Source organism: Planomonospora corallina, from assembly GCF_042650625.1.
GTDB classification, from domain to species: Bacteria; Actinomycetota; Actinomycetes; order Streptosporangiales; family Streptosporangiaceae; genus Planomonospora_B; species Planomonospora_B corallina.
On the sequence record NZ_JBHSBM010000017.1, the window covers coordinates 1,010,996 to 1,034,858 of the forward strand.

Here is a 23,863-nt window from a genome sequence, read left to right on the forward strand (position 1 = left end):
ACGGCCCGCCCGCACCGGCCCGTGCCGGACGGCCCGCGCTCTCCGAGAGGGGAGCGCGGGCCGTCGCCGTCTCTGGCGCCGCCGGGAGGGGGAGACGGGCGGCGGCCGTGCGGGCCGCGCGGGCCGCACAGGGGCGTCCCGCACGGGCCGCACAGGGGTGTACGGGGCCACGAAGAAGATCACGATTTGTCGTGGAGATCCCCATCGGGGCCGGGGAGTTGGAAGAATCTCAGCCGGCGGACGTGAACCGAGCGGAGAGCCTTCCATGAGCCCTGAGACGAGCCCCGAGACCGACATCTACGACCCTTCGCTGTACGAGGCCGGCATGCCCTGGGACCGGTACGCCCGGCTCCGCGCGAACGACCCCGTCCACTGGCACGACGAGCCCGGCGGCCCCGGTTTCTGGGCGGTGACGCGCCACGCCGACATCCAGTACGCCTCCCGCCACCCGGAGATCTTCTCCTCCGCCGCGGGCGGCGTGATGGTCCCCGACCCGACCGAGGAGCAGCTCTCCCGGAACCGGCTCATGATGCTCTTCCAGGACCCGCCCGAGCACACCACCACGCGCGCCGTCGTCAACCGGGGCTTCACCCCCCGCATGATCGGCAAGCTGGAGGAGCACATCCGCGAGATCTGCCACGAGCTCGTCGACGCCGCGCTCGCCCGGGGCGAGGTGGACTTCGTCGCCGACATCGCGGCCCCGCTCCCGCTGTACGTGATCTGCGAGCTGCTCGGCGCCCCCGCCGAGGACCGCGAGAAGATCTTCACCTGGTCGAACGCGCTGGTCGGCAACGACGACCCCGACTTCGCCACCCAGGACACCGAGCTGATCTTCGAGCTGATCAACTACGCCGTCGTGCTCGGCGCCCAACGTCGCGCCGAACCGCGTGACGACATCGTCAGCAAGCTCGTCGCCCCCGCCGAGGACGGCTCCAGCATGGACGACCTCGCCCTCGGCGTGTTCGTGGTGCTGCTGGCGGTCGCGGGCAACGAGACGACCCGCAACGCCGCCTCCGGCGGGCTGCAGGCGTTCTTCGACCACCCGGAGCAGTGGGAGCGGCTGCTGGCGGACCGGTCGCTGCTGCGCACGCTCCCCGACGAGGTCGTCCGCTGGGTCTCGCCCGTGATCACCATGCGCCGCACCACGCTCGCCGAGACCGAGCTCGGCGGCAGGAGGATCCCGGCCGGGGACAAGGTCGTGCTCTACTACCCGTCGGGCAACCGCGACACCGCGGTCTTCCCGGACGGGGACGTCTTCGACATCGGGCGCGACCCCAACCCGCACGTCGGCTTCGGCGGCGGCGGCCCGCACTTCTGCCTCGGCGCCCACCTGGCCCGCATGGAGGTGCGGGTGCTCTTCGAGGTCCTGGCCGAGCGCGCCCCCGGCATCGCCCCGGCTGGTACGGCCCGGCGCCTGCGCTCCAACTTCGTCAACTCCATCAAGGAGATGCCCGTCCGCCTGAAGGGGTGACCGGCATCACACCGGTCGCAGGGAATGAGGAGACGCGGGGGTGCGTTAGCGCCGACGTGAACGAGGCACACGACACCGAGGCGACCCCGCAGCAGGGCCGGGCCGCCTGTCGTGGCAGGCGAATGCGCCGGACGTGCCGGATGCGCCGGATGCCCGGGACGCCCCGCACGCGCTGAGACCCGCGCCCCCGCCCGTTCCCCTCTGTCGAAGAAGGCCCTGCCGACCATGAGCTGCCCCGCGGACACCCTCGTCCTGCGCCGCCTGAGCCACCTGCCCTTCCACCCCGGCACGCGCTAGCCGTACCCGCGCCTGGAGTTCATTTTCGGTGACGGCCGCAGGCGGCCGTCCGGGTCGGGGAGAAGTGTTGTGATCGAGGTTTCGGGCCTGCGCAAGGTCTACCGGGACCGGAAACGCGAGGTCGCCGCGCTCGCGGGCGTGGACCTCCGCGTCCGCGAGGGCGAGATCTACGGCGTGCTCGGGCGCAGCGGAGCCGGCAAGAGCACGCTGCTGCGCTGCGTGAACCTCCTGGAGCGCCCCACCTCGGGGACGGTCCGGGTGGCCGGGCAGGAGCTGACCGCGCTGGGGGAGGCCGAGCTGCGCCGGGCCCGCCGGCGGATCGGGATGATCCACCAGCACTTCGCGCTGCTGTCCTCCCGCACGGTCGCCGGGAACGTGGCCTTTCCCCTCGAAGTGATGGGCGTCGGCCGGGCCGAGCGGTCCCGGCGGGTCGCCGAGCTGCTGGAGCTGGTCGGGCTGGCGGACAAGGCCGGGGCGCACCCGGCGCAGCTGTCCGGCGGGCAGAAGCAGCGGGTCGGCATCGCCCGCGCGCTGGCGGGCGAGCCCGCGGTGCTGCTCTCGGACGAGGCCACCTCGGCCCTCGACCCGTCCACCACCCAGTCGATCCTGGGCCTGCTGAGGAGCCTCAACCGCGAGCTGGGCCTGACCATCCTGCTGATCACCCACGAGATGCACGTCGTCAAGGGGATCTGCGACTCGGTGGCCGTCATGAGCGACGGCCGCATCGAGGAGGCGGGGACCATCCCCGAGCTGATCGCGCGTCCCGGCTCCCGGCTCACCGCGGAGCTGTTCCCGCTCCCCGAGCCCGAGCCCGGGAGCGTCACGATCACCTTCACCGGGCACGCCGACGAGCCGGTGGTCTCGGAGATCGTGCGGAAGTTCGACGTCGACGTGAACATCCTCGGCGGCGCCGTGGAGGAGGTCGCCGGGATCTCCGCCGGACGGCTCCGGGTGCGCCTGGACGGCGGAGAGCGCGACGCCGCCCTCGGCTACCTGTCCGAGCGTGGCCTGCTGGTGGAGGTGGCCGCATGACCTGGGAGGAGATGGGCTCCCTGCTCTGGGAGGCCACCGGGCAGACCGCCCAGATGGTCGCGCTCTCCACGCTGTTCACCGTGCTGTTCGGGCTGCCGCTCGGCGTCGCGCTGGTCGTCACCGACACCGGCGGGCTGCTGCCCGCCCGGGTGCTGAACCGGGTGCTCGGCCTGGTGGTCAACGTCGGCCGGTCGCTGCCCTTCATCGTCCTGATGATCGTGGTGATCCCGCTGACCCGGCTCATCGTGGGCACCACCATCGGCACCGCCGCCACCGTCGTCCCGCTCACCCTCGGCGCGGCGCCGTTCTTCGCCCGGCTGGTGGAGACGGCGCTGCGCGAGGTCGACCGGGGGACGGTCCAGGCAGCCCAGGCCATGGGCGCCGGCCGGTGGACCATCGTCGGCAAGGTCCTGCTCCCCGAGGCGATGCCCGGCCTGGTGGCGGGGCTGACCGTCACCGTGGTCGCGCTGATCTCCTACTCGGCCATGGCCGGGGCGATCGGCGGCGGCGGCCTCGGGGACCTGGCCATCCGCTACGGCTACCACCGCTTCGAGACCACGCTCATGGTGGTCACCGTCGTCGCGCTGGTCGTCATCGTGCAGCTCGTGCAGATGCTGGGCGACGCCGTCGCCCGCCGTCTCGCCCGCCGCTGATCCGCAGACGCCCTGGGATGTCGCCGCCACGAGCGGAATCCCAGGTCTTCCTATCCATAAATAGGATTTTTACCCAGAAATGAAGGAGCGCACAGTGCGCAGGTTGTTCGCCATCGCGTCCGCCGCCACCGCCCTCGTCGTCTCGCTGGCGGCCTGCGGCTCGACCGAGTCAGGCACCGCCGGGGACACGACCGCCGTGCCCGCCGCGAGCGAGGTGCTCAAGGTCGGCGCCACCCCGGTCCCGCACGGGCAGATCCTGAAGTTCGTCAAGGACGAGCTGGCCGCCGCCGAGGGCCTGAACCTGGAGATCGTCGAGTTCACCGACTACGTGCAGCCGAACGTGCAGCTCGAGGAGGGCGAGCTCGGCGCGAACTTCTTCCAGCACCGGCCGTACCTCGACGACTTCAACGCCTCCAAGGGCACCAAGCTGGTCTACGTGCAGGACGTGCACCTGGAGCCGCTGGGCCTGTACTCCAAGAAGGTCAAGGCCGTCACCGAACTGCCCGCCGGCGGGACCGTCGCGGTGCCCAACGACGCCACCAACCTGGGCCGGGCGCTGAAGCTGCTGGCCGACAACGGCGTCATCACCCTCAAGGAGGGCGTCGGCACCGCCGCCACCGAGCGGGACGTCACCGGCAACCCGAAGAACCTGACCTTCCAGCCGCTGGAGGCCGCGCAGCTGCCCCGCTCCCTGGAGGACGTGGACGCCGCCGTCATCAACGGCAACTACGCGCTCGAGGCCGACCTCAAGCCGGCCTCCGACGCCCTGGTGCTGGAGAAGGCCGAGGGCAACCCCTACGCCAACGGGCTGGTCGTGAAGGCGGGCCAGGAGCAGGACCCGCGCGTGGCCAAGCTCGCCGAGCTCCTGTCCGGGGCCGAGGTGAAGCAGTTCATCGAGCGCACCTACAGCGGTTCCGTCACTCCCGCGAACGCGGGCTGAGCGGCGGCGGGCCGCACCGGTGATCCTTTCCGGGAATTCTGCAAGATCGGGAAATCCCGCTTATCGAAATTCCCGGTGCGACCTCGCCCTTTAAGCCACCTGTAAGCGCGCGGCAATCGCCGGGGCCTACAACGGGAGCGTCAGAAAAATCCTCATTCCCGAGAGGACCCCTCAGATGCGAATCGCCACTCGTGTCCTCGTCGGCGCCGGCGCGGCCACCCTCCTCGCGGTGGGCGCCCCGGTCGCCGCGAACGCCTCGACCGCCGCGCCGGTCACCGCCGCCACCGCCACCACGGCCGGAGCCCCGTACTCCTTCGACCACTGGGGCCCCTACTTCTCCGGCAACGGCAAGTCCAAGGCCTCCGGCAAGGTCGTGGTCCACAAGAAGTCGGAGAAGAAGGGGTACTGGAAGAAGTACCCGAAGGTCGTCAAGAAGTGCTGGTGGAAGAACGGCGAGAAGAAGTGCGCCTGGGTCAAGACCTGGGAGAAGAAGTGGGTCGGCGGGTGGGTGCACACCTATCACCACACCGTCGACAGCAAGCTCACCAACTACAAGTGGTGGGGCAACCCGAAGAACCGCTGCGCGTGGGCGACCTTCAAGATCGTGGACTTCGACGGCTCGGTCGACTTCCGGAGCGTCAAGAACTGCGGCAAGGGCACGGAGTACGACTCCTTCAGCGGTGAGAACGCCAAGGCGATCTACGTCAAGGTGAGCCGCGGCAGCCACTACGGGCCCAAGGGCTACGCGCCCTGGCACGAGATCTACAGCCACGCCTGACCGTGTGGCGGCACCGTCCGGTGACATCCGGTGAACGGGCCGCGGCCTCCCCGCAGGAGGCCGCGGCCCCTTTTTGCGTCTCCCACGGGCTCGGGCGGCCGGTCAGGTGAGGCCTGCGTCGTGGGCGAGAAGGGCGACCTGGGTGCGGTTGTCCAGACCGAGCTTGGTCAGGATGCTGGAGACGTGGGCTTTCACGGTCGTGACGCCCATGGCGAGATCGGCGGCGATGTCGGCGTTCGTCCTGCCCTGGGCGATCGCCAGGACCACCTCGTGTTCCCGCGGGGTGAGGACGGCCAGTGCGGCGCGGGCGCGCTCGTAGGCGCCGGCCTGGGCGACCGTGCGCTCCATCAACCGCCGGGTGATGCGCGGGGACAGGATCGGGTCTCCCGCGGCGACCCGGATGATCGCTTCCACGATCCGCGGCGGCGAGGTGTCCTTGAGCAGGAACCCGGCGGCGCCTGCGCGGAGCGCGTGCAGGACGTTCTCGTCGGTGTCGAAGGTGGTCAGTACGACCACCTCGGGCGGCCGGGCGCGGGCGCGCAGCCGGCGGGTGGCGGTGATGCCGTCCACGCGGGGCATGCGCAGGTCCATCAGGACGACGTCGGGGGCGTGGGCGTCGGTGGCGGTGATGGCCTCCTGGCCGTCGGCCGCCTCGGCGACGACGGTGATGCCGGCGGTGCCGTCGAGCATCATGGACAGTCCGGCGCGGACCAGGGCGTCGTCATCGACCAGCAGCACGCGGATCACGCCGGCCATGGTAACCGGGCCTGAAGCCGGAACTCCGCGTCGGTGCCGTGGTGGTCCAGCCGCCCCCCGGCCAGCCGTACCCGCTCGGTGAGCCCGACCAGGCCCAGCCCGCTGCCGGGCACGAGAGGGGCGGCCTCCGCCGGGGGCGGCGGGTTGCGGATGTCGATCAGCAAGGACATGCCGGGCGCGCCGTGCACCAGCACGTCGACCGGCTGGCCGGGGGCGTGTTTGCGGGCGTTGGTGAGCCCCTCCTGCACGACCCGGTAGGCGGTCCGGGACGCGGCCGGGGGCAGGGCGGCGATGTCGGTGACCTCTTCACGCAGCCGTACCGGCTGGCCCGCCTGCCGTGCGTCGGCGATCAGGCCGGAGAGATCGGCCAGGTCCGGCCGGGGTGTGAGCTCGTCCAGTCCGTCCTCCTGCTCGCGGAGCAGGCCGATCACCTGGCGCAGTTCCTCCAGCGCCTGGTGGACACCGGCGCGGACCACCCCGGCGGCCGCGGTGATCCGGTCCGGTGAGGCGTCCGGGCGGTATTCCAGGGCTCCGGCGTGGGTGGCCACCAGGGACAGGCGGTGGGCCAGCACATCGTGCATCTCCCTGGCGAGCCGGCGGCGTTCGGCCATGCGGGCCTCGGCGATCCGCCTGCCCTGTTCGGTCTCGGCGCGGTGGGCGCGTTCGCGCAGGGAGGCGAGCAGGGCGCGGCGGGAGCGGGCCAGCGCGCCCCAGCCGAGCAGCGCGCCGTAGGCGGCGCAGATCAGCAGCAGCCACCATGGCAGGGAGATGCCGGAGCTGGGCCGCCACAGCCCCTGGACCAGATGGGCCGCCATGCCCGCGGCGGTCACCGCGGCCGCGACGGGCAGGCGCCTGCGCTGGGCCACCTGCAGCGCCCCCGTCGCCGCCGCCGGCGTGGCCACCGGGGAGAGCGCGGCGAGGAGGGTGGCGGCCAGCGCCCCGTGGACCGGCCACCACAACTGGGCGAGCGCGGCCACCAGGCTCACCGCCGCGACCGCCACGTCCAGCCCCCAGGTGGGCCGGCCGGCCTGGCCCCACAGCGCCACGGTGGTCAGCGTTCCCATCCCGAGGACCATGCCCGCCACCGCGAGCGGGTGCGGGTGCCGGATCTGGCTCATCGGCCCAGGCTAATCGGCGGTACGGCGAATCCGTCACCTACCAAAGTCGGACCCGTACCCCACCGGGGGAGGACACGGCCCGACCACGCGCCCGATGCGGCGGAGCGGGCCGCCGGGCGAGGCTGACAGGCATGGACAACGCCAGCGGGACGACACAGGAGACATGACATGACGATCCTCGCCCAGGCGATCGAGGTCACCCGCCGCTACGGCGACGTGCTCGCGCTCGACCACGTCTCGCTCGACATCCGGGCGGGTGAGCTGATCGGGCTGCTCGGCCCGAACGGCGCGGGCAAGTCCACCCTCATCAACCTCTTCGCGGGACTGCGCCGACCGACCTCGGGCACGGTGCGGCTGTTCGGCGGCTCGCCGCTGGACCCGGCCATGCGGCGCGGCATCGGCGTGACGCCCCAGGAGACCGGACTGCCCGAGTCCCTGCGCGTCGGCGAGATCACCGACTTCGTCTCCGCGCACTTCCCCGAGCGCCTCGGCACAGCCGAACTGCTGGCCCGATTCGGTCTTGCCGGCCTGATCAGACGGCAGGTCGGAGGCCTGTCCGGCGGGCAGCGGAGGCGGCTGGCGGTGGCGCTGGCCTTCGCGGGCCGGCCTCGGCTGGTGTTCCTCGACGAGCCCACGACCGGGCTGGACGTCGAGGCCAGGCGGGCGCTGTGGGACGGCATCAGGGCCTTCCACGACGGGGGCGGCACCGTGGTGCTGACCAGCCACTACCTGGAGGAGATCGAGGCCCTGGCCGAGCGCGTCCTGGTGGTCGGCCAGGGCCGCGTGCTGGCCGACGACAGCATGCGGGCCGTCCGCGGCATGGTGGGCACACGACGTGTCTCCCTCGTCGCGGAGGACCTGCCCGAGCTGCCGGGCGTGCTCGGCGCCGAACGCACGGACGGCCGGATCGACCTGCTCGTCACCGACCCCGACCGGCTGGTCGTGGAGCTGGTGCGCAGCGGGGTGCCGTTCTCCGGCCTGGAGATCAGGCCGGCCACGTTGGAGGAGGCGTTCCTCGCCCTCACCTCGAAGGAGTCCGCCCATGCCTAGCCTGATCCTCGCCCACACCCGCTACCTCCTGATCGAGCAGATCAGGGTCCCGATCGGGATCCTGGCCAGCACGTTCTTCCCGGCCGTCACGATGCTGGCGTTCGTGGTGCCGTTCACCGGCCGGGACGCGGCTGCCGCGACGACGGCGACGGGCTCGCTGGTGTTCTTCGGCGCCATGTCGTCCGCGCTGACCGGGCTCGCCATGGCGGTCTCCCAGGACCGCGAGCTGCCGTGGAACCCGTACCTGCGCACGCTGCCCGCGGGCCCGCTGCCGCGCTTCGCCGGGCGGATCCTGTCGACGCTCGCCGTGGTGCTGATCTCTGTGGTCCCCGTCCTGGTGATGGGGGCGCTGCTCACGGAGGCGACGATCACGCCGGGCAGGCTGCTGCTGGGGTTCGGCGTGCTGGCCGTGGGCGTCGTGCCGTTCATGCTGATGGGGCTGTTCATCGGCTTCACGCTGGTGTCGAAGGCCGCGATGGCGGTCTCGCAGCTGCTGTTCTTCCCTATGGCCGTCCTCGGAGGGCTGCTGCTGCCGCCGCAGGTCCTGCCGGAGCCGGTGCAGGCCGTCTCGCCGTACGTGCCGACCAGGGGCGCGGCCGAGCTGATCTGGTGGGCGATCGCGGGCGTCCGTCCGGACGCGGTGCCGCTGGTCATGCTGGCCGTCTGGACCGGTGCCATGGCGGTTGCCGCCGCATGGGCCTACCGCCGCGACGAGGGCAGGCGTTTCTCCTGATCCGCCGGAGCCGGGGCGAACGGTCTCCGGACACGCCGCCGCGGCCCTCCCCGCCCGTGCCGCCGGCGTCACCGCCGGCGGACTCCGGCCGCGGCCGAGGACGGGCAGAGATATCCGGTAAGTGACTACTTCCGGCGGATCATCAACCCGAGTAGCGTTCGGTTATGCATCCGGGAGCCATCGCAGCAGTTTCGCCCGACAAGCCCGCTGTGATCATGGCGGGCTCCGGGAGGATCGTCACCTACCGCGAGCTGGACGAGGAGTCCAACCGCCTCGCCCACCTGTTCCGCGCCGCGGGCCTGCGCCCCGGCGACCACATCGCCTTCATGCTGGAGAACCACCCGCTCTTCCTGGCGGTGGCCTGGGCGGCGCACCGCTCGGGCCTCTACTACACCGCGATCAGCTCCAGGCTGACCGCCGACGAGCTGGCCTACATCGTGGACAACTGCGGGGCCAGGGTCTTCATCTCCTCCGCCGCCCTCGCCGACGTCGCCACCTCGATCACCGAGGCCACCCCCCGGGTCGAGACCAGGCTCATGCTGGACGGCACCGCCCCGGGCTTCGTCTCCTACGAGGAGGCGGTCGCCGCCCATCCGGCCACGCCCGTCGAGGACGAGCGCCAGGGCGCGGACATGCTCTACTCCTCCGGCACCACCGGCCGTCCCAAGGGCGTCAAGCCGGCCCTGCCGGCGACCCCTCTCGATGAGCCCGGACCGCTGCTCCAGCTGATCCAGTTCCTGTTCGCGCCTGCGCCGGAGAGCGTCTACCTCTCCCCGGCGCCGCTCTACCACGCGGCCCCCCTGCGCTACTGCATGAGCTTCCAGCGCCTGGGCGCGACCATCGTGGTGATGGAGCGCTTCGACCCCGAGCAGGCGCTCGCCCTCATCGAGAGGTACCGCGTCACGCACTCCCAGTGGGTGCCGACCATGTTCATCAAGATGCTCAAGCTCCCCGAGGAGACCCGGGCGAAGTACGACCTGTCGTCGCTGGCCTGCGCGATCCACGCCGCCGCGCCCTGCCCGATCCCGGTCAAGGAGCAGATGATCGACTGGTGGGGGCCGATCGTCCACGAGTACTACGCGGGGACCGAGGGCAACGGCTTCCTCTACGCCGGCCCGCAGGACTGGCTGGCGCACAAGGGCACCGTGGGCCGCCCGCTCCTCGGCGTGGTGCACATCTGCGACGAGGACGGCGAGGAACTGCCGCCGGGCGAGCACGGCACGGTCTACTTCGACAAGGGACCGACCTTCGTCTACCACGGTGACGAGGACAAGACGCGGGCCTCCCGGGATCCGCAGGGCCGGGGCTGGACGACCCTCGGCGACATCGGCTACGTGGACGAGGAGGGCTTCCTCTACCTCACCGACCGCCGCTCCTACATGATCATCTCGGGTGGGGTGAACATCTATCCCCAGGAGGCCGAGAACGTGCTCGCGATCCACCCCAAGGTGGCCGACGTGGCGGTCTTCGGGGTGCCGGACGAGGAGATGGGCGAGCAGGTCAAGGCCGTCGTCGAGCCGGTCTCCATGGAGCTGGCCGGACCGGGGCTGGAGGCCGAGCTGATCGCCTACTGCCGCTCCAAGCTCGCGGCGTACAAGTGCCCGAAGTCGATCGACTTCCGCCAGGAGCTCCCCCGGCACCCCACGGGCAAGCTCTACAAGCGGCTCCTCCGCGATGAGTACTGGCCTGCTAAGTCATGATTTCTCCTCTCTTCTGAAGACGGTGCCGCACCCTCTGACCACGGCGGATAAAGCCGTTGTCAGGGGGTGCGGATCATCCTGTTCTCACCCTTAATTAGGCCTTACGCCCCTCCGTTCAGGATTGGGTGCACCGGGGGAAACCGGTCGTCGCCGTGGTGTCCACGGAGGGACGTAGCCACATGGGGGATGAACGAGATGGACGAGAAGAACGAGCGGGACACCACCCCGATCGAGGCGGCGTCCGGCAGCACGGCCTCCGGCGGTGGGGCGCCGGGCGGTGCGGAGCCCGGGAGCGGGGGCTGGAGCCAGTTCGGCGCGGTGCCGCCCCGCGCCGGCGAGTTCCCCGGCGGCCCGGCCGCCGCTCCCGGCGCCTTCGCCGCGCCGCCCGCGCCGCCCGTCGGGGCGCAGCCGCTCGGCACGCCGGCCGGGCCGTACGGCACGCCCGGGAGCACGCCGCCCGGGGCGCCCGCCGTACCGCCGGTGCCGCCGCCCGCGCCGCCCGCGGTGCCCGCCCAGCGGGGCCGGTTGAGCGCGCTGCAGAAGGCGGGCGCCGGTCTCGCCCTGGCCGCCATGGCCGTGGGCGGTGGAGTGGTGGGGGCCTTCACCGCCAACGCCTTCGACGAGGGCCCCCGGCCCGCCGCAGCCTCCGCCCCGGTGGTCGACGCGGCCGGCGGCACGACCACGGTCGCCGACGTCGCCGCGGCCGTCCAGCCCTCGGTGGTCTCGATCGAGATCGCGACCGGCGACGGCGGGGGGAGCGGCTCGGGCGTGGTCCTGTCCGCCGACGGCCTGATCCTCACCAACAACCACGTGGTGGAGTCCGCGGGCCAGGGCGGCAAGGTGACCGTCAAGTTCAGCGACGGCAAGACCGCCACGGCCACGATCGTCGGCACCGACCCGGCCACCGACATCGCGGTCATCCGGGCGGAGAACGTCTCCGGCCTCACCGCCGCCTCGCTCGGCGACAGCGACCAGATCAAGGTGGGCGACTCCGTCCTGGCCATCGGCAGCCCGCTCGGCCTGTCCGGCTCGGTCAGCGCGGGCATCGTCAGCGCCCTCGACCGCACGGTGACCGTCGGCGGCGGGCAGGACCGGCAGCAGCTGCCGCCCGGCTGGGGGGACCAGAGGCAGCGGCAGGGCGCCGCGGCGAGCGCCACCATCGGCGGGGCCATCCAGACGGACGCGGCGATCAACCCCGGCAACTCCGGCGGCGCGCTCGTCAACGCCGCCGGACAGGTGATCGGCATCAACACGGCCATCGCAACCAACGGCGGCGAGGGCAACATCGGCGTCGGCTTCGCCATCCCGATCAACACCGCCCGGCAGGTCGCCGACCAGCTCATCAAGAGCGGCAAGGCCGTCCACGCCTTCCTGGGCGTGGTCCTCACCGACGCCACCGGCGACACGGAGGGCGCGCTGGTCAGCCAGGTCACCGAGGGGAGCCCGGCGGCCCAGGCGGGCCTGCGGGAGGGCGACGTGATCACCAAGATCAACGACACCCTGGTCGAGGACGGCAACACCGTGGTCGGCGTGGTGCGCGGCCTCAAGCCGGGCGACAAGGTGACCATCGCCTACCTCCGCGACGGCCGCGGCGCGATCGCCACCGCGACCCTGGTCGAGAAGACCGGCGAGTGACCGCGACCGCCCGGTGACCCGGCGGCCGCCGCCGGAGTCGCCACGGATCATCCTGGATCCATCCGGCAGGCCGCCGAACGGCGAACCCGCCCGCGGGCCTCTTCTCAGGGGAGGAGGCCCGCGGGCGGGTTCGTGCGCTTCCGGGCGGCCGGCGCCCTGGCCGGGGAGGACGGGCAGAGGAGGGGCGGGGGGAGCGCCGGCCGTGCCGGGGGCGGTCCGGGCGGAGCGCCGAGGCCCGCCGCGGCGGGCCGGGTCAGGCGAAGCGCCGGCCCTCGTCCCGGCGGTAGGCCCAGACCGCCAGCGCCCCGGCGGCCACGGTCCAGACGGCGAGCATGACCAGCGCCAGCGTGCGGGGAGGGCCGTAGCCGGCGGCCGCCCAGACCAGCTCGACCGCGCCCCGGGTGGGCAGGTACGGCGCGATCGCGTCGATGAAGGCCGGCGCCTGCACCGGGTTCGTCATCAGGCCGCCGCCCACCGCCAGCGGAAGGAAGATCAGCTGCACGACCGCGAGCGCGCCCTTGAACGGCAGCGCGTACCCGATGAAGAGCCCGAGCAGCTGGAACGGGACCGAGGCCGCCACCAGGGCGCCCAGGCCGAGCGCGAGCTGGGCCGGGGTCGCGGTGGCCTCGGTGAACAGCGCGGAGATGACGAGCACCGGCAGCACCCCGATGAGGGTGAAGAGCAGCGCGTTGAGGATCCGCCCGCCGAGCCGCGGCCAGGGGCCGGCGGGCAGGGTGCGGACGTAGGGGTCCCAGGGCTGCTCGCGGTCGTTCGAGACGCCCGTGCCGTGGGTGAACAGGCCGCTGGTCATCACCGCGAAGGTCATCATCGACGCGGTGGCCAGCGTCGCCGCCGCGGGGTCGTCCCCGGTGAACGGGACCACGAAGAACAACATCGAGGCGGCGGGGAAGAATCCGTTGCCGATCACCGAGATCGGTACCCGGACGGTCTCCATGAACTGGTACCGGGTATGGGTGAGCAGGAGCGACATGGGTCCTCTTCTCGAGGTCGGGGGGAGGGATCGGCCGGGGGAGACCCGGCGGACCGGGCGGGCCGGCGGTGGCGCGGAGCGGCCCGGAGCGGCCCGGAGTCGCACGGTGGTGGCCGTGGGCCGGAGGCGGCCCGTCGTGCTCAGGCGGCCCGCGAGCCGCCGGAGGTGATGGTCAGGAAGGCCTCCTCCAGGGAGGTGGGGCGGATCTCCAGCCCGGAGAAGGGGACGTCGGCGCGGACCAGCGCGCGCACCAGGGCGTCGGCGTCGGAGGTGAGCAGGCGGGTCAGGCCGTCCGCCCGCTCGGTGCGCAGCACGCCCGGCAGCTCGGGCAGGTCGTCGCAGACCAGGGTGACGTGGCGGACGCCGGCGATGCCCCGGACCTGGTCGGTGGTGCCGTCGGCCAGGATCCGGCCCTGCCCGATGACCACGACCCGCTGGGCCAGTGCCTCGATCTCCTCCAGATAGTGGCTGGTCAGCACCACGGTGCCGCCGTCGGCGTGGAACTCCCGGACGGCGTCCCACAGCGACCGGCGCGCCTCGACGTCCAGCCCCGTGGTGGGCTCGTCGAGGAAGACCAGCCTGGGGTCGCCGGCGAACGCCAGCGCCACCGCGAGCCGCCGCCGCTGCCCGCCGGACAGGCCGCCGACCTGGCGCCGCTCCATCCCGGACAGGCCGAACCGCTCCAGCAGCGCCCCGCGCTCGAGGCTCCGGGGGTAGTGGGCGGCGGCGAAGTCCACGATCTCGCCGACCCGGAGCGTGGCCGGCAGGCCGGTCTCCTGGGGGGTCACGCCGATGCCGCGCCGCCGTACCGGGTCGGCGGGGGAGCCGCCGAGCAGCTCCACCCGGCCGGAGGTGGGCCTGCGCAGTCCGGAGAACAGGTTGATCAGCGTGGACTTGCCCGCCCCGTTGGGACCGAGCAGGCCGACCAGCTCGCCCGGGCGGACGTCCAGGGAGACGCGGTCCAGCGCCACCACGTCCCCGTAGCGGCGGGTGACCTCCACCGCGCGCGCCAGGGGCTCCGCGCCCGCTTCCCCGGCCCGTCCCGGCCTCGTCTCCGTCGTCGGTCCCGTCATCACAGGCCTTTCCTCTCGCGGATCTCTCGTCTCCGTCGTCGGTTCCGTCATCTCCGGCCCTTCGTCTCGCGGACGTCTAGGACGTCCCGGTGTCTCGCACGGGGTCAGGCGTCGCCGGAGGGCGGCGCGGTGGTCATGTCCAGCAGTGCGCGGATCGCCGCGTTGTACTCCTCGAAGGCGAGGCGGCCCCGGCGGGTCAGGGCGACGTAGGTGACCGGGGTGCGGCCCCGGTGCGTCTTGGTGATCTCCACGTATCCCGCCTCCTCGAGTTTGCCGAGGTGCACGGAGAGGTTGCCGGCGGTCATCCCGAGCAGGTCCTTCAGCCCGGGGAAGGTGATCTGGTCGCCTTCGGCCAGGGCGTTGAGCGTGACGACCACCCGGAGCCGGGCCTGGGCGTGGATCACCGGGTCGAGCTCGGGGGTCACCGCGGGCCCTTCCAGCGCATCACCAGCCCGGCGGCGATGGACCCGCCTCCGCCGCCCACCGCCATCAGGAGCGAGTGCCAGCCGGGCCCCGCGGCGGCGCCGACCGCGTTGAGCACCGCGAGCGCCGCGCCGAAGACGAACATCGGGCGCACCAGCCAGATGGCCCCGCCCGCCATGTAGAGGATGGAGACCACCAGCATCGACAGGGCCGCCCAGAGCAGGCCCTGCTCCGCCTCGGGCAGGAACGGGCCGAGCCGGAGGGCGACCACCCACACGGCCAGAAAGGCGAAGGGCCAGGCGAGGCCGTACAGCATGCCGCGCTGCTGGGAGGCGCCCCGCACCGGGCTGCGCAGTTGCCACATGGTCAGCGCGCTGACCAGCATCGCCATCGCCATCAGCCCGAACAGCAGGGCCATCGTGACGGCCTGCGGGATCTCGACGTACGGCGTGCCGGACAGCCCCTGCCGCAGGAAGATCGCTCCGAAGCCGACCAGCCAGGCGGCGCCCCAGGCCAGGTAGTGCGGGACCGGGTCGGGGACGAACTGGTCCAGGGCCACCGAACTCTGCTGCTCGATCAGCCGGAGGGTCTCCTGGGGGCTCAGTTCCACCTCGTCCTCGTCCACGGCGCCTCCTTGAGGACCCAAAGCAGTTTGCGTTTCAAACTCGTGGTTTGAACTGTAAACCACACTGCGCCGCCAACTCAACCCCGGGCCCGGCGGATCCGGGCGTGTAGAGGTCCTTCTGACGGGTACCGGGGGCGCACGCACGGAAGGGGGCACCATGACGCTCAACGTCATCGAAATGATCATCGCGGACCACCGCGACGTGGAATCGCTGTTCGACCGGCTCAGGAAGGAGCCGGAGAACCGCCCCGCGCTGGTCGCGGAGCTGGCCGCCAAGTTCGTCGCGCACTCCCGGGGAGAGGAGGAGCTGGTCTACCCGGAGATCGTCAAGGCGATGCCGAGCGAGCGCGGAGAGGTCCACCACGGCGCGGAGGAGCACCACGAGGCGGAGCGGCTGCTGCTCCGGCTGCTGGACGCCGACCCCGGCGCGGCGGAGTTCGACACGACGCTGGACGAGTTCGTCCGGGCCGTCACCCACCACGTCGAGGAGGAGGAGAGCGAGATCCTGCCCGCGCTGGCGGAGGCCGTCCCCGCGCAGCGGCTGCAGGAGCTCGGCCGGGCCTTCAGCGCGCGCAAGGCGGTGGAGATCCAGCAGGGTCTCCCGGCGGGCGGAAGGCGCTCCTCCGCTCCGGGCGCGTCCCCCGGGAGCGGCCGGCGTGCCGGTGACGCGGACATGGAGGACCTGAGCAAGGAGGAGCTCTACCGGCGCGCCCAGGAGGCCGACCTCCCGGGACGTTCGTCGATGACCAAGGAGGAGCTCGCCGAGGCCCTGCAGAAGGGCGGCAGGTCCTAGCGTCCTCCGGCGGCGGAACGGCCGCCGCCCCGCCGCCTTGCCGCCGGGCCGGGGACCGGAGCCCCGGCCCGGCGGGAGTCACCGCCGGGAGACCAGCGCCTCCGACCGCCACAGGTCGCGGTAGTAACCGGGGATCTCCACCAGCTCCCGATGGGTGCCCCGCTGGACGACCGAGCCGTTCTCCAGGACGACGATCTCGTCCACCTCCTCCAGGCCGTGGAGCCGGTGCGTGACCAGCAGCGTCGTGCGGCCCCTGGTGGCGTCCAGCAGATCGGCCATGAGCGCGTCGGCGGTCTCCTCGTCCAGCGCCTCCGCCGGCTCGTCCAGCAGCAGCACCGGCGGGTCGTTCAGCAGAGCCCGGGCCAGGGCGAGCCGCTGCAACTGCCCGCCGGAGACGGTCCGCCCGTCCTCGCCGAGCACGGTGTCCCAGCCGGTCCGCTCCACCCACCGCTCCAGCCGGGCCCGCCGTACGGCCTCCGCCAGCTCCTCCTCGCCGGCCTCCGGCCCGGCCAGCCTGAGGTTGTCCCGGAAGGAGGCCTGGAACACGTACGGGTCCTGGGTGAGCCCCGTCATGATCCGCCGGGCCTCGTCCGAGGGCAGGTCGCGCAGGTCGACGCCCCGGCCGCCGCCGGCGGCCCCCTCCCCGGAGCCGCGGCCCGGACCGGTCCCGTTCCCGGACACGTCCGCCCCGGCCCCGGCCCCGGAGCCGCCGTCCGGGCCCGGTCCCGAGACCCGGATCGTGCCGGACTCGGGCTCCACCAGGCGCATCAGCGCCGACAGCAGGGTGCTCTTCCCGGCGCCGCTGGGGCCGACGATCGCGACCCGCCTCCCCGGGGTGAGCCGCAGGCTGACACCGTTCAGCGCGGGGGCGCGGTCCGCCGTGTGCCGTACGACCAGGTCCTGGACCTCGACCGTGAGCGGGCCGGTGGGCACGGCCGCCGGCCGGGCGGGCTCGGCGACGGCGGGCGGGGTCGCGCGGACCTCGCGCAGCCGCCGCAGGGCCGCGGAGACGCCGGTCATCCGCTCGGCCGCGCCGATCATCGGCAGGATGGGCTCGAAGGAGACCAGGGAGGTCAGCGCGAGCACGGCGGTGGCCACCGAGCCGGCGCCCGCACCCTGCGCGACCAGCACCACGGCCGCCGTGGTCAGCCCCTGGGCGAGCACGCCCAGACAGGTGGCCAGGGCTCCGGTGCGGGACTGCGCCCGCTCCAGCGCGGCCAGCCGGGCGTCCGCCTCGCCGGCGGCGGCCAGGGCCCGGTCACCCGCCCCGTAGGCGGCCAGGTCGGCCGCCCCGTGCAGCAGGTCGGCCACCCGGGCGGCCAGCTCGGCACGGGCCGGGGCGAGCCGCGCCGCCCGGCGCCGGGTCAGCGCGGTCACCCCGGCCGGGAGCACCAGGCCCGCCACCAGCAGACCGGCCAGCAGAACCAGCGCCGCCGCGGGGAGCAGGAACAGGCCGAGCACGACCGCGGCGAGCCCGGTCACCAGGGCCGCGATCGCCGGGAGCACGCCCCGGACCAGCAGGTCCTGGACCGCGTCGGTGTCGTCGACCATCCGGCTGAGCAGGTCGGCGCCCTTCTGGCCCGGCGGGCCCGCCGGGATGAGGGCCCGGTAGAGCCGCCGCCGGGTCGTCGCCTGCGCCCGGAGCGCGACGTCGTGCCCGGTCAGGCGCTCGGCGTAGCGGAGCACGCCCTTGCTCGTGGCGAACGCGCGCACCCCGACGATCGCCACCGTCAGCGCCGCCATCGGCGGCTGCTCGGCCGCCCTGGTGATCAGCCACGCCGCGGTGCCGATGAGCGCCAGCCCGGCCAGCTCCGCCGCGATCCCGGCCAGCGCCGCCAGGACGATCCGCCCGCTCTCCCGCTTCACCGCACACCTCCTGACGTCACGGCGCCGCTGTCGGAGACGATCCGGCCGTCGCCCATCCGGATCACCCGGTCGGCCAGCTCGATCATCGCGGGCCGGTGGGCCACGATCACCGCGGTCCGGCCCTCGGCCAGATCACGGGTGGCGGCCACGATCGCGGCCTCGCTCCGCCCGTCGAGCCGCGCCGTCGGCTCGTCCAGCAGCAGCACGTCCGCCGCGGGGCGGCAGAAGGCGCGGGCCAGCGCGATCCGCTGGCGCTGCCCGGCCGAGAGGTTCACCCCGCGCTCGCCGAGCACCGTGTCGTAGCCGTCCGGGAGCTCGGTCACGAAGGCGTCCGCGTGCGCGGCCCGCGCCGCGGTCCTGACCTGGTCGAGACCCGCGCCGGGGGAGCCGAGCCGGACGTTGTCGGCCACCGAGGCGGCGAACAGGTGGGGGCGCTGCGGCACGAACGCCAGCCGTCCGCGCCAGGCCTCCCACGCCGCGCCGGCGCCCGCACCGCCGAGCTCCACCCCGTCGACCAGCACCCGTCCGCTCTGCGGGGCGACGAAGCCGAGCAGCAGGTGGAGCAGGGTGCTCTTGCCCGCGCCGCTCTCGCCGACCAGCGCCACCCGCTCGCCCGGCGCGATGACCAGCGACACGTCCTGAAGCGCCGCGTCCTCGCGGCCCGGATAGCGCACGGTGACGTTCTCCAGCCGGATCTCCGGCGCGCCGGGAGCGGCCGCGGCGTCCGTGCCGGGGGAGGGCGCGACGTCCGTGCGGGGAGCGGCCGCGGCGGCCGCGGCGCCCGCGCCGGGAGCGCCGGGGGCCGCACCGCCGGCGGCGGGCCGGGGCGCGGCGGCCTCCCCGTCGAGTACGGCGAAGGCGTCGTCGGCCGCGGCCACCCCCTCCATCGCGGCGTGGAACCTGGTGCCCATGTTCCGCAGCGGCATGTAGGCCTCGGGGGCCAGCAGCAGCACCAGCAGCGCGGTCGGCAGGTCCAGTGTCCCGCCCATCAGCCGCAGGCCCACCGGGACGGCGACCAGCGCGAGGGAGAGGGAGGCGGCCAGCTCCAGCACCATCGACGACAGGAACGCCACCCGGAGCGTGCGCATCGTGGCGCTCCGGTGGGCCTCGGTGACGTGCGCGATCACCTCGGCCTGGTAGCGGGCCCGGCCGAAGGCGCGGAGCGTGGGCAGGCCGCGGACCACGTCGAGGAAGTGCCCGCCGAGCCGGGACAGGGCCCGCCACTGACGCTCGGTGACCGCCTTGGTGTGCATGCCGACCAGCGCGCCGAAGACCGGGATGAGCGGGAGGGTGACGAGCACGATCACCGCGCTGGACAGGTCGGCGAAGGTCAGCCGGGCGAGCACGGCGACCGGGACGACGGCCCCCACCGCGACCGCCGGGAGGTAGCCGTTCAGGTAGGGGTCGAGGGCGTCCAGGCCGCGCCCGGTCAGCGTCACCAGCTCACCGGAGCGGTGGGAGGCCGCCCGGGCAGGCCCGATCTTCCGCAGCCGGGCCAGCAGCCGGTGGCGCAGGACCGACTTGACCGCCGTGGTCGTGCGCCCGGCGGCGACGCCCTGCACGAGGCTGAGCAGTCCCCGGGCCGCGACCACCAGCACCAGCGTCCACAGCGCGGAGGTCGCCAGCCGGCCCGAGAGCACTCCGGCGAGCAGCTCGGCCTGGAGGAGGACGAGCAGCCCCGCAAGGATCGCGGCGGCCAGGCAGAGGGCCAGATGGCGGCGGACGGCTCGCTCGCTCCGTATCAGCCGCAGGAGATCCTTGTGCATGTGAGCCCTAGAAGAACGAGGGGGATCGGCCGGTCGCACGCCGGGGGCCGAACGTGCGCCACGTCCATACTTGCGCACCCACCATGACCGGTGCGAAGGGCAGGATCATGAGACTGAGCACATTCAGCGTATCCGCCGGTGCGGTGTGCTCCAGGAGCCACGGCGCCGCCCCGGCCAGCAGCACGGCCGCGGGCGCGGCCGCCGTGCAGGCCGAGACCACCAGCGCCGCGCCCCGGCCGCCGGCACCCCGCCCGGTCTCCGTGCCTCCCGCCGCCGTGCCCGCCGCTCTGCCCGGCGGGTGGACGCCCGCCCCGGTCGACGGCACCCCGGCGGGGCCCGTACCCGGGGCCGCCGCTCCGCCGGGGAGCAGCCAGGCGGCGAAGGCGCGGCCGTGGAAGGCGAGCAGCGCCGCGAGCGCGGCCGCGCCCAGGACCGCCGACGGGGTGAGCGCGAGCCCGCCGGCCAGTGCGGTCAGGGCCGCTCCCCAGGTCAGGGCCAGGCCCCACGAGCCCAGGCAGATGATCCGGTCCCAGCCGGCGCGCCAGGCGGGCCCGTCCAGCCTGCGCCGGAACCAGAGCCCGGCGTCCCGCAGGATCCAGGAGACCAGCAGGCCGACCACCAGCGGGTAGAGGGCGAACAGCACCTCGCCCTCGGCCCGCGGGTACACGCCGAAGAGCACGCCGGCCACGGCCACCAGCCACACCTCGCCGGCCAGGACGAACGGCGCCATGGCCGCGACGAGCCGGTCCCGGCCGTGCCGGGTCCGGCCGAGGACGGGCAGCAGCATGCCGAGGCCGATGTTCGCGCCCTCGAGGGCGAAGTAGCCGATCAGCAGGACGGCGAAGAGGGCGGACCAGAGGACGTCCATCGGGGTTCCTCTCCTTCCATGGGATCTGCGGGCATGGGGTCTGCGGGCATGGGGTCTGCGGGCATGGGGTCTGCGGGCATGGATCTACAGGCTCAGCGCGGCGGCGTGCCCGGGCTCCGGGAGCGGGGCGGCGCCCAGGGTCGCGGCGGCGGGACCGCGGCGCACGATGTGGGCGATGAGCAGGTAGTCGACGACCGCGAGCACCCCCAGCACGCCGGTGAAGGCCGTGAAGGACGTGATGATCATCGCCGGGGTGAGTCCCGGTGACAGCGCGTCGGCGACGGTGAGCCTGCCGTACACAGCCCAGGGCTGGCGGCCGACCTCGCGGGCGAGCCAGCCGAGCATCGCGGCGAGGAAGGGCAGCGGGGTGATCGCCATCAGCAGCGGGTGCGCCCACCGCCAGCGCGGCAGCCAGGCGATCGTGGGCAGCAGCACGAACAGCAGGACGAGCTGGAGCAGCTGCCCGATCAGGATCATGAAGCCGAGCCCGGCCCCGGCCAGCGCCGCGCCGCCGAACTTGTCCGGCTGGAACTGTGCGACCGGGGAGAACTGCGCGTAGCCGAAACCGACCGTGAGCAGGGAGCCGGCGGTCGCCACGACCACGCCCAGGCGCAGGGAGCGGGTGAAGAACTCCCGCTCGGCGGTCCGGCGGAACAGCCGGTAGGCGCCGGCGCCCATGAGCACGGAACCGCCGGCCCAGAGCCCCGCGCCGATCACGTGCGGCAGGGCCATGGTGAGCATGGGGTTGGTCAGCAGCGCCCCGAAGTCCTCGACCACGAGCCTGCCGCCCCGCTCCACGGCCCCGGCCGGGTTCTGCAGGAAGGAGTTCGCCACCATGATCCAGAAGGCCGAGGCGTAGGCGGTGAGCACCACGGCCCAGATGCACGCCAGGTGGAGCCATCGGGGCAGCCGGTGCCAGCCGAAGATCCACAGGCCGAGGAACGTGGACTCCAGGAAGAAGGCGACGAGCGTCTCGATCGCCAGCGGCGCCCCGAAGACGTCCCCGGCGTAGTGCGACAGCCCGCTCCAGCTCAGGCCGAACTGGAACTCCATCACCAGTCCGGTGACGATGCCGAGGGCGTAGTTGATCACATAGACCTGCCCCCAGAAGCGGGTCATCCGCAGCAGGAGCGGGTCGTTCCTGAGCACCCCCAGCGTCTGCGTGACCGCGACGAGGGGGGCCAGGCCCAGCGTCAGCACGACGAACAGGAAGTGGAGGCTTCCCGTCACCGCGAACTGCGCCCGGGCCAGGTCGAGTACGTCCATGGCGCCCTCTCCGTTGTTATGCCTGTCTACCTATAGGCACTCTACATGTAGAACGCCTACATGTAGGCTGTCTATGCGAGAGGTAGGGTGGGGGACGTGAACACCGACGCGCTCCGGGGGCACATGGACGCCCTGCTGCTCTCCGTGCTGGAGCACGAGCCCCTGCACGGATACGCGATCATCGAGGCGCTGCAGGCACGCAGCGGCGGCGCGCTCAACGTGCCCACCGGCACGGTCTATCCGGCGCTGCGCAGGCTGGAGCAGGCGGGACACCTGTCCAGCGAGTGGGCCGAGGTGGGCGGGCGCCGCCGCCGCACCTACCGCCTGACCTCGGCCGGCCGTACGGCCCTGGCGGGCGAGCGCTCGGCCTGGCGGAGGTTCGCCGGGGTCATCGGCAGCGTCCTGGAGCCGCGCGGAGCGGAGTGAGTCCGGCCCCGCGGCGAGTCCGGCCCCGCGGCGAGTCCGGCCCCGTGGCGCGACGGCCGCCCTGCCGGAGCGGTCCGGCGGGGCGCCCGGCCCCGGCGGTCAGGCCGGCACGGACCGCCGCCGGGTGAGAGCGAGGCAGCGGCCCGCGCAGTAGAGCTGCAGCCCCCACAGCGTGTAGCTCACCGCCGAGGCCACCAGGCCCGGCGGATGGCCGGAGAGGCCGGCCGAATCGCTCGAGCCGTACATCAGCGCCCCGCACAGCACGACCATGACCGGGAACAGGCCCCATACGGTCAGCGCCAGCGCCCGGGCGACCAGGTGCGGCCGCCGGATCCGGCGCCGGCCCCGGCCGAGCGCGAACAGCGCGAGCGCGCCGAGTGCGCCGATGGCGATCTGCAGGAGGTCCACGGCGCGGGCCACCGGCGCGAACCAGCCGGGCCAGTCCGGGGCGGAGACCGGGGCCGCCGGGAACAGCCGCCACATCAGAGTCCACATGACCGCGGTGAACGGCACCGCGAGGAAGAGCAGAACGGCCAGCCTGCGGCCCGCGCAGGCCGTCAGCTCCTCCTGGTAGCCCGGGACGATCTCGTCGAGGGCGCCGAACTCCTCGACCGCCCTCCGCTCGGCCTCCGCCCGCTCCAGCCCGCCGCCCTCCAGGGCCTCGGCGGCGTCGAGCAGGCTGTCCCGCGCCTCGGTGACCAGGTCGAGCCTGGGTCCCCGCGGTCCCCGCAGGGCGCGGCCGAGCCCTGCGACATAGTCGTCGATGACTCCGGCGCCCACTGCCCTCTCCCCGGTCGCGAGACGCCCCCTACGGGGTCTCCACCGTCCATGGTGCCCCCCGCGGAGGGCGTCGCGCATCGGGGAGGACCCTGACGCCTCCCCGGGATCCAGACCAAGGGGAGCCAGTGTTGCCGGGGACGCATAGACACGATCTGCCAACATTTTGCGAATTCACCAACCATCCACCTATAAGTGGACGTTAGGGGAGCAAAAGACCTCTACGCTCCTGCTCATGCGTGCTCTATCCAGGGCGATCGCCGCCCTCGCGACCCTCGGCGTCACCGCCGCGGGCGTCGCGGCTCTCACCCCCTCCCCGGCCCTCGCCGCGCCGGGCACCGTCGTCATCAGCCAGGTCTACGGCGGCGGCGGCAACAGCGGCGCTCCCTACGCCAGCGACTTCGTCGAGCTGTTCAACCGGAGCTCGGCGCCCGTCACCCTGGACGGCTGGTCCGTCCAGTACACCAGCGCCACCGGCACCGGCCCCTTCGGCTCCAACAAGGTGGCCCTGGCCGGGACGCTCGCCCCCGGCCAGTACCACCTGGTCCAGCTCGCCGGAGGCGCGAACGGCGCCGCGCTGCCCGCCCCCGACAGCACCGGCACGATCAACATGAGCGGCAGCTCGGGCAAGGTCGCCCTGGCCCGCACGGCCGAGGGCCTGGCCTGCAACGGCGGCTCGGCGCCCTGCACCGCCGAGCAGACGGCGCTCATCGCCGACCTCGTCGGCTACGGCACCGCCGACTACTCCGAGGGCAAGGCCGCCCCGACTCTGTCGACCGCCACGGCAGGGTTCCGCAAGAACCACGGCTGCGCCGACACCGACGCC

The 23,863-nt window shown here is 73.4% G+C and carries 23 protein-coding genes; 12 read left to right on the plus strand and 11 right to left on the minus strand.

Annotated features, from left to right (window positions below; genetic code table 11):
• The first annotated feature begins 265 nt into the window (after window positions 1-265).
• The 5 genes from ACFOWE_RS17785 (at window position 266) to ACFOWE_RS17805 (ending at window position 5,171) form a co-directional block, all read left to right on the plus strand.
• Window positions 266-1,471 (plus strand): cytochrome P450, encoded by a 1,206-nt coding sequence (locus ACFOWE_RS17785; protein ID WP_377289053.1) that lies wholly within the window; start codon window positions 266-268, stop codon window positions 1,469-1,471.
• A 366-nt stretch (window positions 1,472-1,837) separates the two neighbouring features.
• The gene (locus ACFOWE_RS17790) at window positions 1,838-2,800 is read left to right on the plus strand and encodes a methionine ABC transporter ATP-binding protein (protein ID WP_377289055.1); all 963 of its coding nucleotides are present in this window, start codon (window positions 1,838-1,840) and stop codon (window positions 2,798-2,800) included.
• A complete protein-coding gene (locus tag ACFOWE_RS17795) occupies window positions 2,797-3,453 on the plus strand; it encodes a methionine ABC transporter permease (protein ID WP_377289057.1) in 657 nt (218 codons plus the stop codon). Before ACFOWE_RS17790 ends, ACFOWE_RS17795 begins: the two co-directional genes overlap by 4 nt.
• Window positions 3,454-3,532: 79 nt before the next feature.
• The gene (locus ACFOWE_RS17800) at window positions 3,533-4,393 is read left to right on the plus strand and encodes a MetQ/NlpA family ABC transporter substrate-binding protein (RefSeq protein ID WP_377289059.1); all 861 of its coding nucleotides are present in this window, start codon (window positions 3,533-3,535) and stop codon (window positions 4,391-4,393) included.
• A gap of 175 nt (window positions 4,394-4,568) precedes the next feature.
• Window positions 4,569-5,171, plus strand: coding sequence for a hypothetical protein (locus ACFOWE_RS17805; protein ID WP_377289061.1), 603 nt, complete (start codon window positions 4,569-4,571; stop codon window positions 5,169-5,171).
• Window positions 5,172-5,273: 102 nt separating this feature from the next.
• Here the strand turns inward: ACFOWE_RS17805 and ACFOWE_RS17810 are convergent, their stop codons facing one another.
• Window positions 5,274-5,927 carry a response regulator gene (locus ACFOWE_RS17810; protein WP_377289063.1) on the minus strand — a complete coding sequence of 218 codons (654 nt, stop codon included), beginning with the start codon at window positions 5,925-5,927 and terminating at the stop codon, window positions 5,274-5,276.
• Complete coding sequence (locus ACFOWE_RS17815; RefSeq protein WP_377289065.1) at window positions 5,915-7,045, minus strand: sensor histidine kinase; 1,131 nt, start codon at window positions 7,043-7,045, stop codon at window positions 5,915-5,917. Before ACFOWE_RS17815 ends, ACFOWE_RS17810 begins: the two co-directional genes overlap by 13 nt.
• A gap of 168 nt (window positions 7,046-7,213) precedes the next feature.
• Between ACFOWE_RS17815 and ACFOWE_RS17820 the strand changes: the two genes are divergently transcribed.
• The 4 genes from ACFOWE_RS17820 to ACFOWE_RS17835 all read left to right on the plus strand — a co-directional run bounded on the left by ACFOWE_RS17820 (window position 7,214) and on the right by ACFOWE_RS17835 (window position 12,163).
• Complete coding sequence (locus ACFOWE_RS17820) at window positions 7,214-8,095, plus strand: ABC transporter ATP-binding protein (RefSeq protein ID WP_377289067.1); 882 nt, start codon at window positions 7,214-7,216, stop codon at window positions 8,093-8,095.
• Window positions 8,088-8,828 carry an ABC transporter permease gene (locus ACFOWE_RS17825; RefSeq protein WP_377289069.1) on the plus strand — a complete coding sequence of 247 codons (741 nt, stop codon included), beginning with the start codon at window positions 8,088-8,090 and terminating at the stop codon, window positions 8,826-8,828. Before ACFOWE_RS17820 ends, ACFOWE_RS17825 begins: the two co-directional genes overlap by 8 nt.
• A gap of 164 nt (window positions 8,829-8,992) precedes the next feature.
• Complete coding sequence (locus tag ACFOWE_RS17830; protein ID WP_377289070.1) at window positions 8,993-10,528, plus strand: acyl-CoA synthetase; 1,536 nt, start codon at window positions 8,993-8,995, stop codon at window positions 10,526-10,528.
• Between the two features lie 186 nt (window positions 10,529-10,714).
• Complete coding sequence (locus ACFOWE_RS17835) at window positions 10,715-12,163, plus strand: S1C family serine protease (protein ID WP_377289072.1); 1,449 nt, start codon at window positions 10,715-10,717, stop codon at window positions 12,161-12,163.
• A 253-nt stretch (window positions 12,164-12,416) separates the two neighbouring features.
• Here the strand turns inward: ACFOWE_RS17835 and ACFOWE_RS17840 are convergent, their stop codons facing one another.
• The 4 genes from ACFOWE_RS17840 to ACFOWE_RS17855 all read right to left on the minus strand — a co-directional run bounded on the left by ACFOWE_RS17840 (window position 12,417) and on the right by ACFOWE_RS17855 (window position 15,275).
• The gene (locus ACFOWE_RS17840) at window positions 12,417-13,154 is read right to left on the minus strand and encodes an ABC transporter permease (RefSeq protein ID WP_377289074.1); all 738 of its coding nucleotides are present in this window, start codon (window positions 13,152-13,154) and stop codon (window positions 12,417-12,419) included.
• Between the two features lie 140 nt (window positions 13,155-13,294).
• Entirely contained in the window at window positions 13,295-14,227 is a 933-nt protein-coding gene (locus ACFOWE_RS17845; RefSeq protein WP_377289076.1) for an ABC transporter ATP-binding protein, read from the minus strand.
• 104 nt (window positions 14,228-14,331) lie between these two features.
• Window positions 14,332-14,652, minus strand: coding sequence for a transcriptional regulator (locus tag ACFOWE_RS17850; protein WP_377289078.1), 321 nt, complete (start codon window positions 14,650-14,652; stop codon window positions 14,332-14,334).
• Window positions 14,649-15,275: a hypothetical protein gene (locus tag ACFOWE_RS17855; RefSeq protein ID WP_377289080.1), complete on the minus strand. Its 627-nt coding sequence runs from the start codon at window positions 15,273-15,275 to the stop codon at window positions 14,649-14,651. Before ACFOWE_RS17855 ends, ACFOWE_RS17850 begins: the two co-directional genes overlap by 4 nt.
• 157 nt (window positions 15,276-15,432) lie before the next feature.
• On the opposite strand from ACFOWE_RS17855, the gene ACFOWE_RS17860 reads away from it, so the two are divergent.
• Window positions 15,433-16,068: a hemerythrin domain-containing protein gene (locus tag ACFOWE_RS17860; protein WP_377289082.1), complete on the plus strand. Its 636-nt coding sequence runs from the start codon at window positions 15,433-15,435 to the stop codon at window positions 16,066-16,068.
• Window positions 16,069-16,146: 78 nt separating this feature from the next.
• On the opposite strand, the gene ACFOWE_RS17865 is transcribed toward ACFOWE_RS17860, so the two are convergent.
• From ACFOWE_RS17865 to ACFOWE_RS17880, 4 genes are all read right to left on the minus strand, one after another.
• Entirely contained in the window at window positions 16,147-17,934 is a 1,788-nt protein-coding gene (locus ACFOWE_RS17865; RefSeq protein ID WP_377289084.1) for an amino acid ABC transporter ATP-binding/permease protein, read from the minus strand.
• On the minus strand, window positions 17,931-19,700 hold the full coding sequence (gene cydD, locus ACFOWE_RS17870; protein WP_377289086.1) for a thiol reductant ABC exporter subunit CydD: 1,770 nt from the start codon (window positions 19,698-19,700) through the stop codon (window positions 17,931-17,933). Before cydD ends, ACFOWE_RS17865 begins: the two co-directional genes overlap by 4 nt.
• A gap of 7 nt (window positions 19,701-19,707) precedes the next feature.
• Window positions 19,708-20,568 (minus strand): cytochrome d ubiquinol oxidase subunit II, encoded by an 861-nt coding sequence (locus ACFOWE_RS17875; protein WP_377289088.1) that lies wholly within the window; start codon window positions 20,566-20,568, stop codon window positions 19,708-19,710.
• An 84-nt stretch (window positions 20,569-20,652) separates the two neighbouring features.
• Window positions 20,653-21,834, minus strand: coding sequence for a cytochrome ubiquinol oxidase subunit I (locus ACFOWE_RS17880; protein ID WP_377289090.1), 1,182 nt, complete (start codon window positions 21,832-21,834; stop codon window positions 20,653-20,655).
• Between the two features lie 96 nt (window positions 21,835-21,930).
• On the opposite strand from ACFOWE_RS17880, the gene ACFOWE_RS17885 reads away from it, so the two are divergent.
• Window positions 21,931-22,260 (plus strand): PadR family transcriptional regulator, encoded by a 330-nt coding sequence (locus tag ACFOWE_RS17885; protein ID WP_377289092.1) that lies wholly within the window; start codon window positions 21,931-21,933, stop codon window positions 22,258-22,260.
• Between the two features lie 99 nt (window positions 22,261-22,359).
• Here the strand turns inward: ACFOWE_RS17885 and ACFOWE_RS17890 are convergent, their stop codons facing one another.
• Complete coding sequence (locus ACFOWE_RS17890; RefSeq protein WP_377289094.1) at window positions 22,360-23,040, minus strand: permease prefix domain 1-containing protein; 681 nt, start codon at window positions 23,038-23,040, stop codon at window positions 22,360-22,362.
• Window positions 23,041-23,272: 232 nt separating this feature from the next.
• On the opposite strand from ACFOWE_RS17890, the gene ACFOWE_RS17895 reads away from it, so the two are divergent.
• Window positions 23,273-23,863: lamin tail domain-containing protein (locus ACFOWE_RS17895; RefSeq protein ID WP_377289096.1), on the plus strand; the 591-nt coding region annotated here is incomplete at its 3' end.

Excerpts from the sequence above, each read along its gene's own strand:
- ACFOWE_RS17785 (WP_377289053.1), top strand. The coding sequence starts at position 266 with ATGAGCCCTGAGACGAGCCCCGAGACCGACATCTACGACCCTTCGCTG.
- ACFOWE_RS17795 (WP_377289057.1), top strand. The coding sequence starts at position 2,797 with ATGACCTGGGAGGAGATGGGCTCCCTGCTCTGGGAGGCCACCGGGCAG.
- ACFOWE_RS17800 (WP_377289059.1), top strand. The coding sequence starts at position 3,533 with ATGAAGGAGCGCACAGTGCGCAGGTTGTTCGCCATCGCGTCCGCCGCC.
- ACFOWE_RS17805 (WP_377289061.1), top strand. The coding sequence starts at position 4,569 with ATGCGAATCGCCACTCGTGTCCTCGTCGGCGCCGGCGCGGCCACCCTC.
- ACFOWE_RS17810 (WP_377289063.1), bottom strand. The coding sequence starts at position 5,927 with ATGGCCGGCGTGATCCGCGTGCTGCTGGTCGATGACGACGCCCTGGTC.
- ACFOWE_RS17815 (WP_377289065.1), bottom strand. The coding sequence starts at position 7,045 with ATGAGCCAGATCCGGCACCCGCACCCGCTCGCGGTGGCGGGCATGGTC.
- ACFOWE_RS17820 (WP_377289067.1), top strand. The coding sequence starts at position 7,214 with ATGACGATCCTCGCCCAGGCGATCGAGGTCACCCGCCGCTACGGCGAC.
- ACFOWE_RS17825 (WP_377289069.1), top strand. The coding sequence starts at position 8,088 with ATGCCTAGCCTGATCCTCGCCCACACCCGCTACCTCCTGATCGAGCAG.
- ACFOWE_RS17830 (WP_377289070.1), top strand. The coding sequence starts at position 8,993 with ATGCATCCGGGAGCCATCGCAGCAGTTTCGCCCGACAAGCCCGCTGTG.
- ACFOWE_RS17835 (WP_377289072.1), top strand. The coding sequence starts at position 10,715 with ATGAACGAGATGGACGAGAAGAACGAGCGGGACACCACCCCGATCGAG.
- ACFOWE_RS17840 (WP_377289074.1), bottom strand. The coding sequence starts at position 13,154 with ATGTCGCTCCTGCTCACCCATACCCGGTACCAGTTCATGGAGACCGTC.
- ACFOWE_RS17845 (WP_377289076.1), bottom strand. The coding sequence starts at position 14,227 with ATGACGGGACCGACGACGGAGACGAGGCCGGGACGGGCCGGGGAAGCG.
- ACFOWE_RS17860 (WP_377289082.1), top strand. The coding sequence starts at position 15,433 with ATGACGCTCAACGTCATCGAAATGATCATCGCGGACCACCGCGACGTG.
- cydD (WP_377289086.1), bottom strand. The coding sequence starts at position 19,700 with ATGCACAAGGATCTCCTGCGGCTGATACGGAGCGAGCGAGCCGTCCGC.
- ACFOWE_RS17875 (WP_377289088.1), bottom strand. The coding sequence starts at position 20,568 with ATGGACGTCCTCTGGTCCGCCCTCTTCGCCGTCCTGCTGATCGGCTAC.
- ACFOWE_RS17880 (WP_377289090.1), bottom strand. The coding sequence starts at position 21,834 with ATGGACGTACTCGACCTGGCCCGGGCGCAGTTCGCGGTGACGGGAAGC.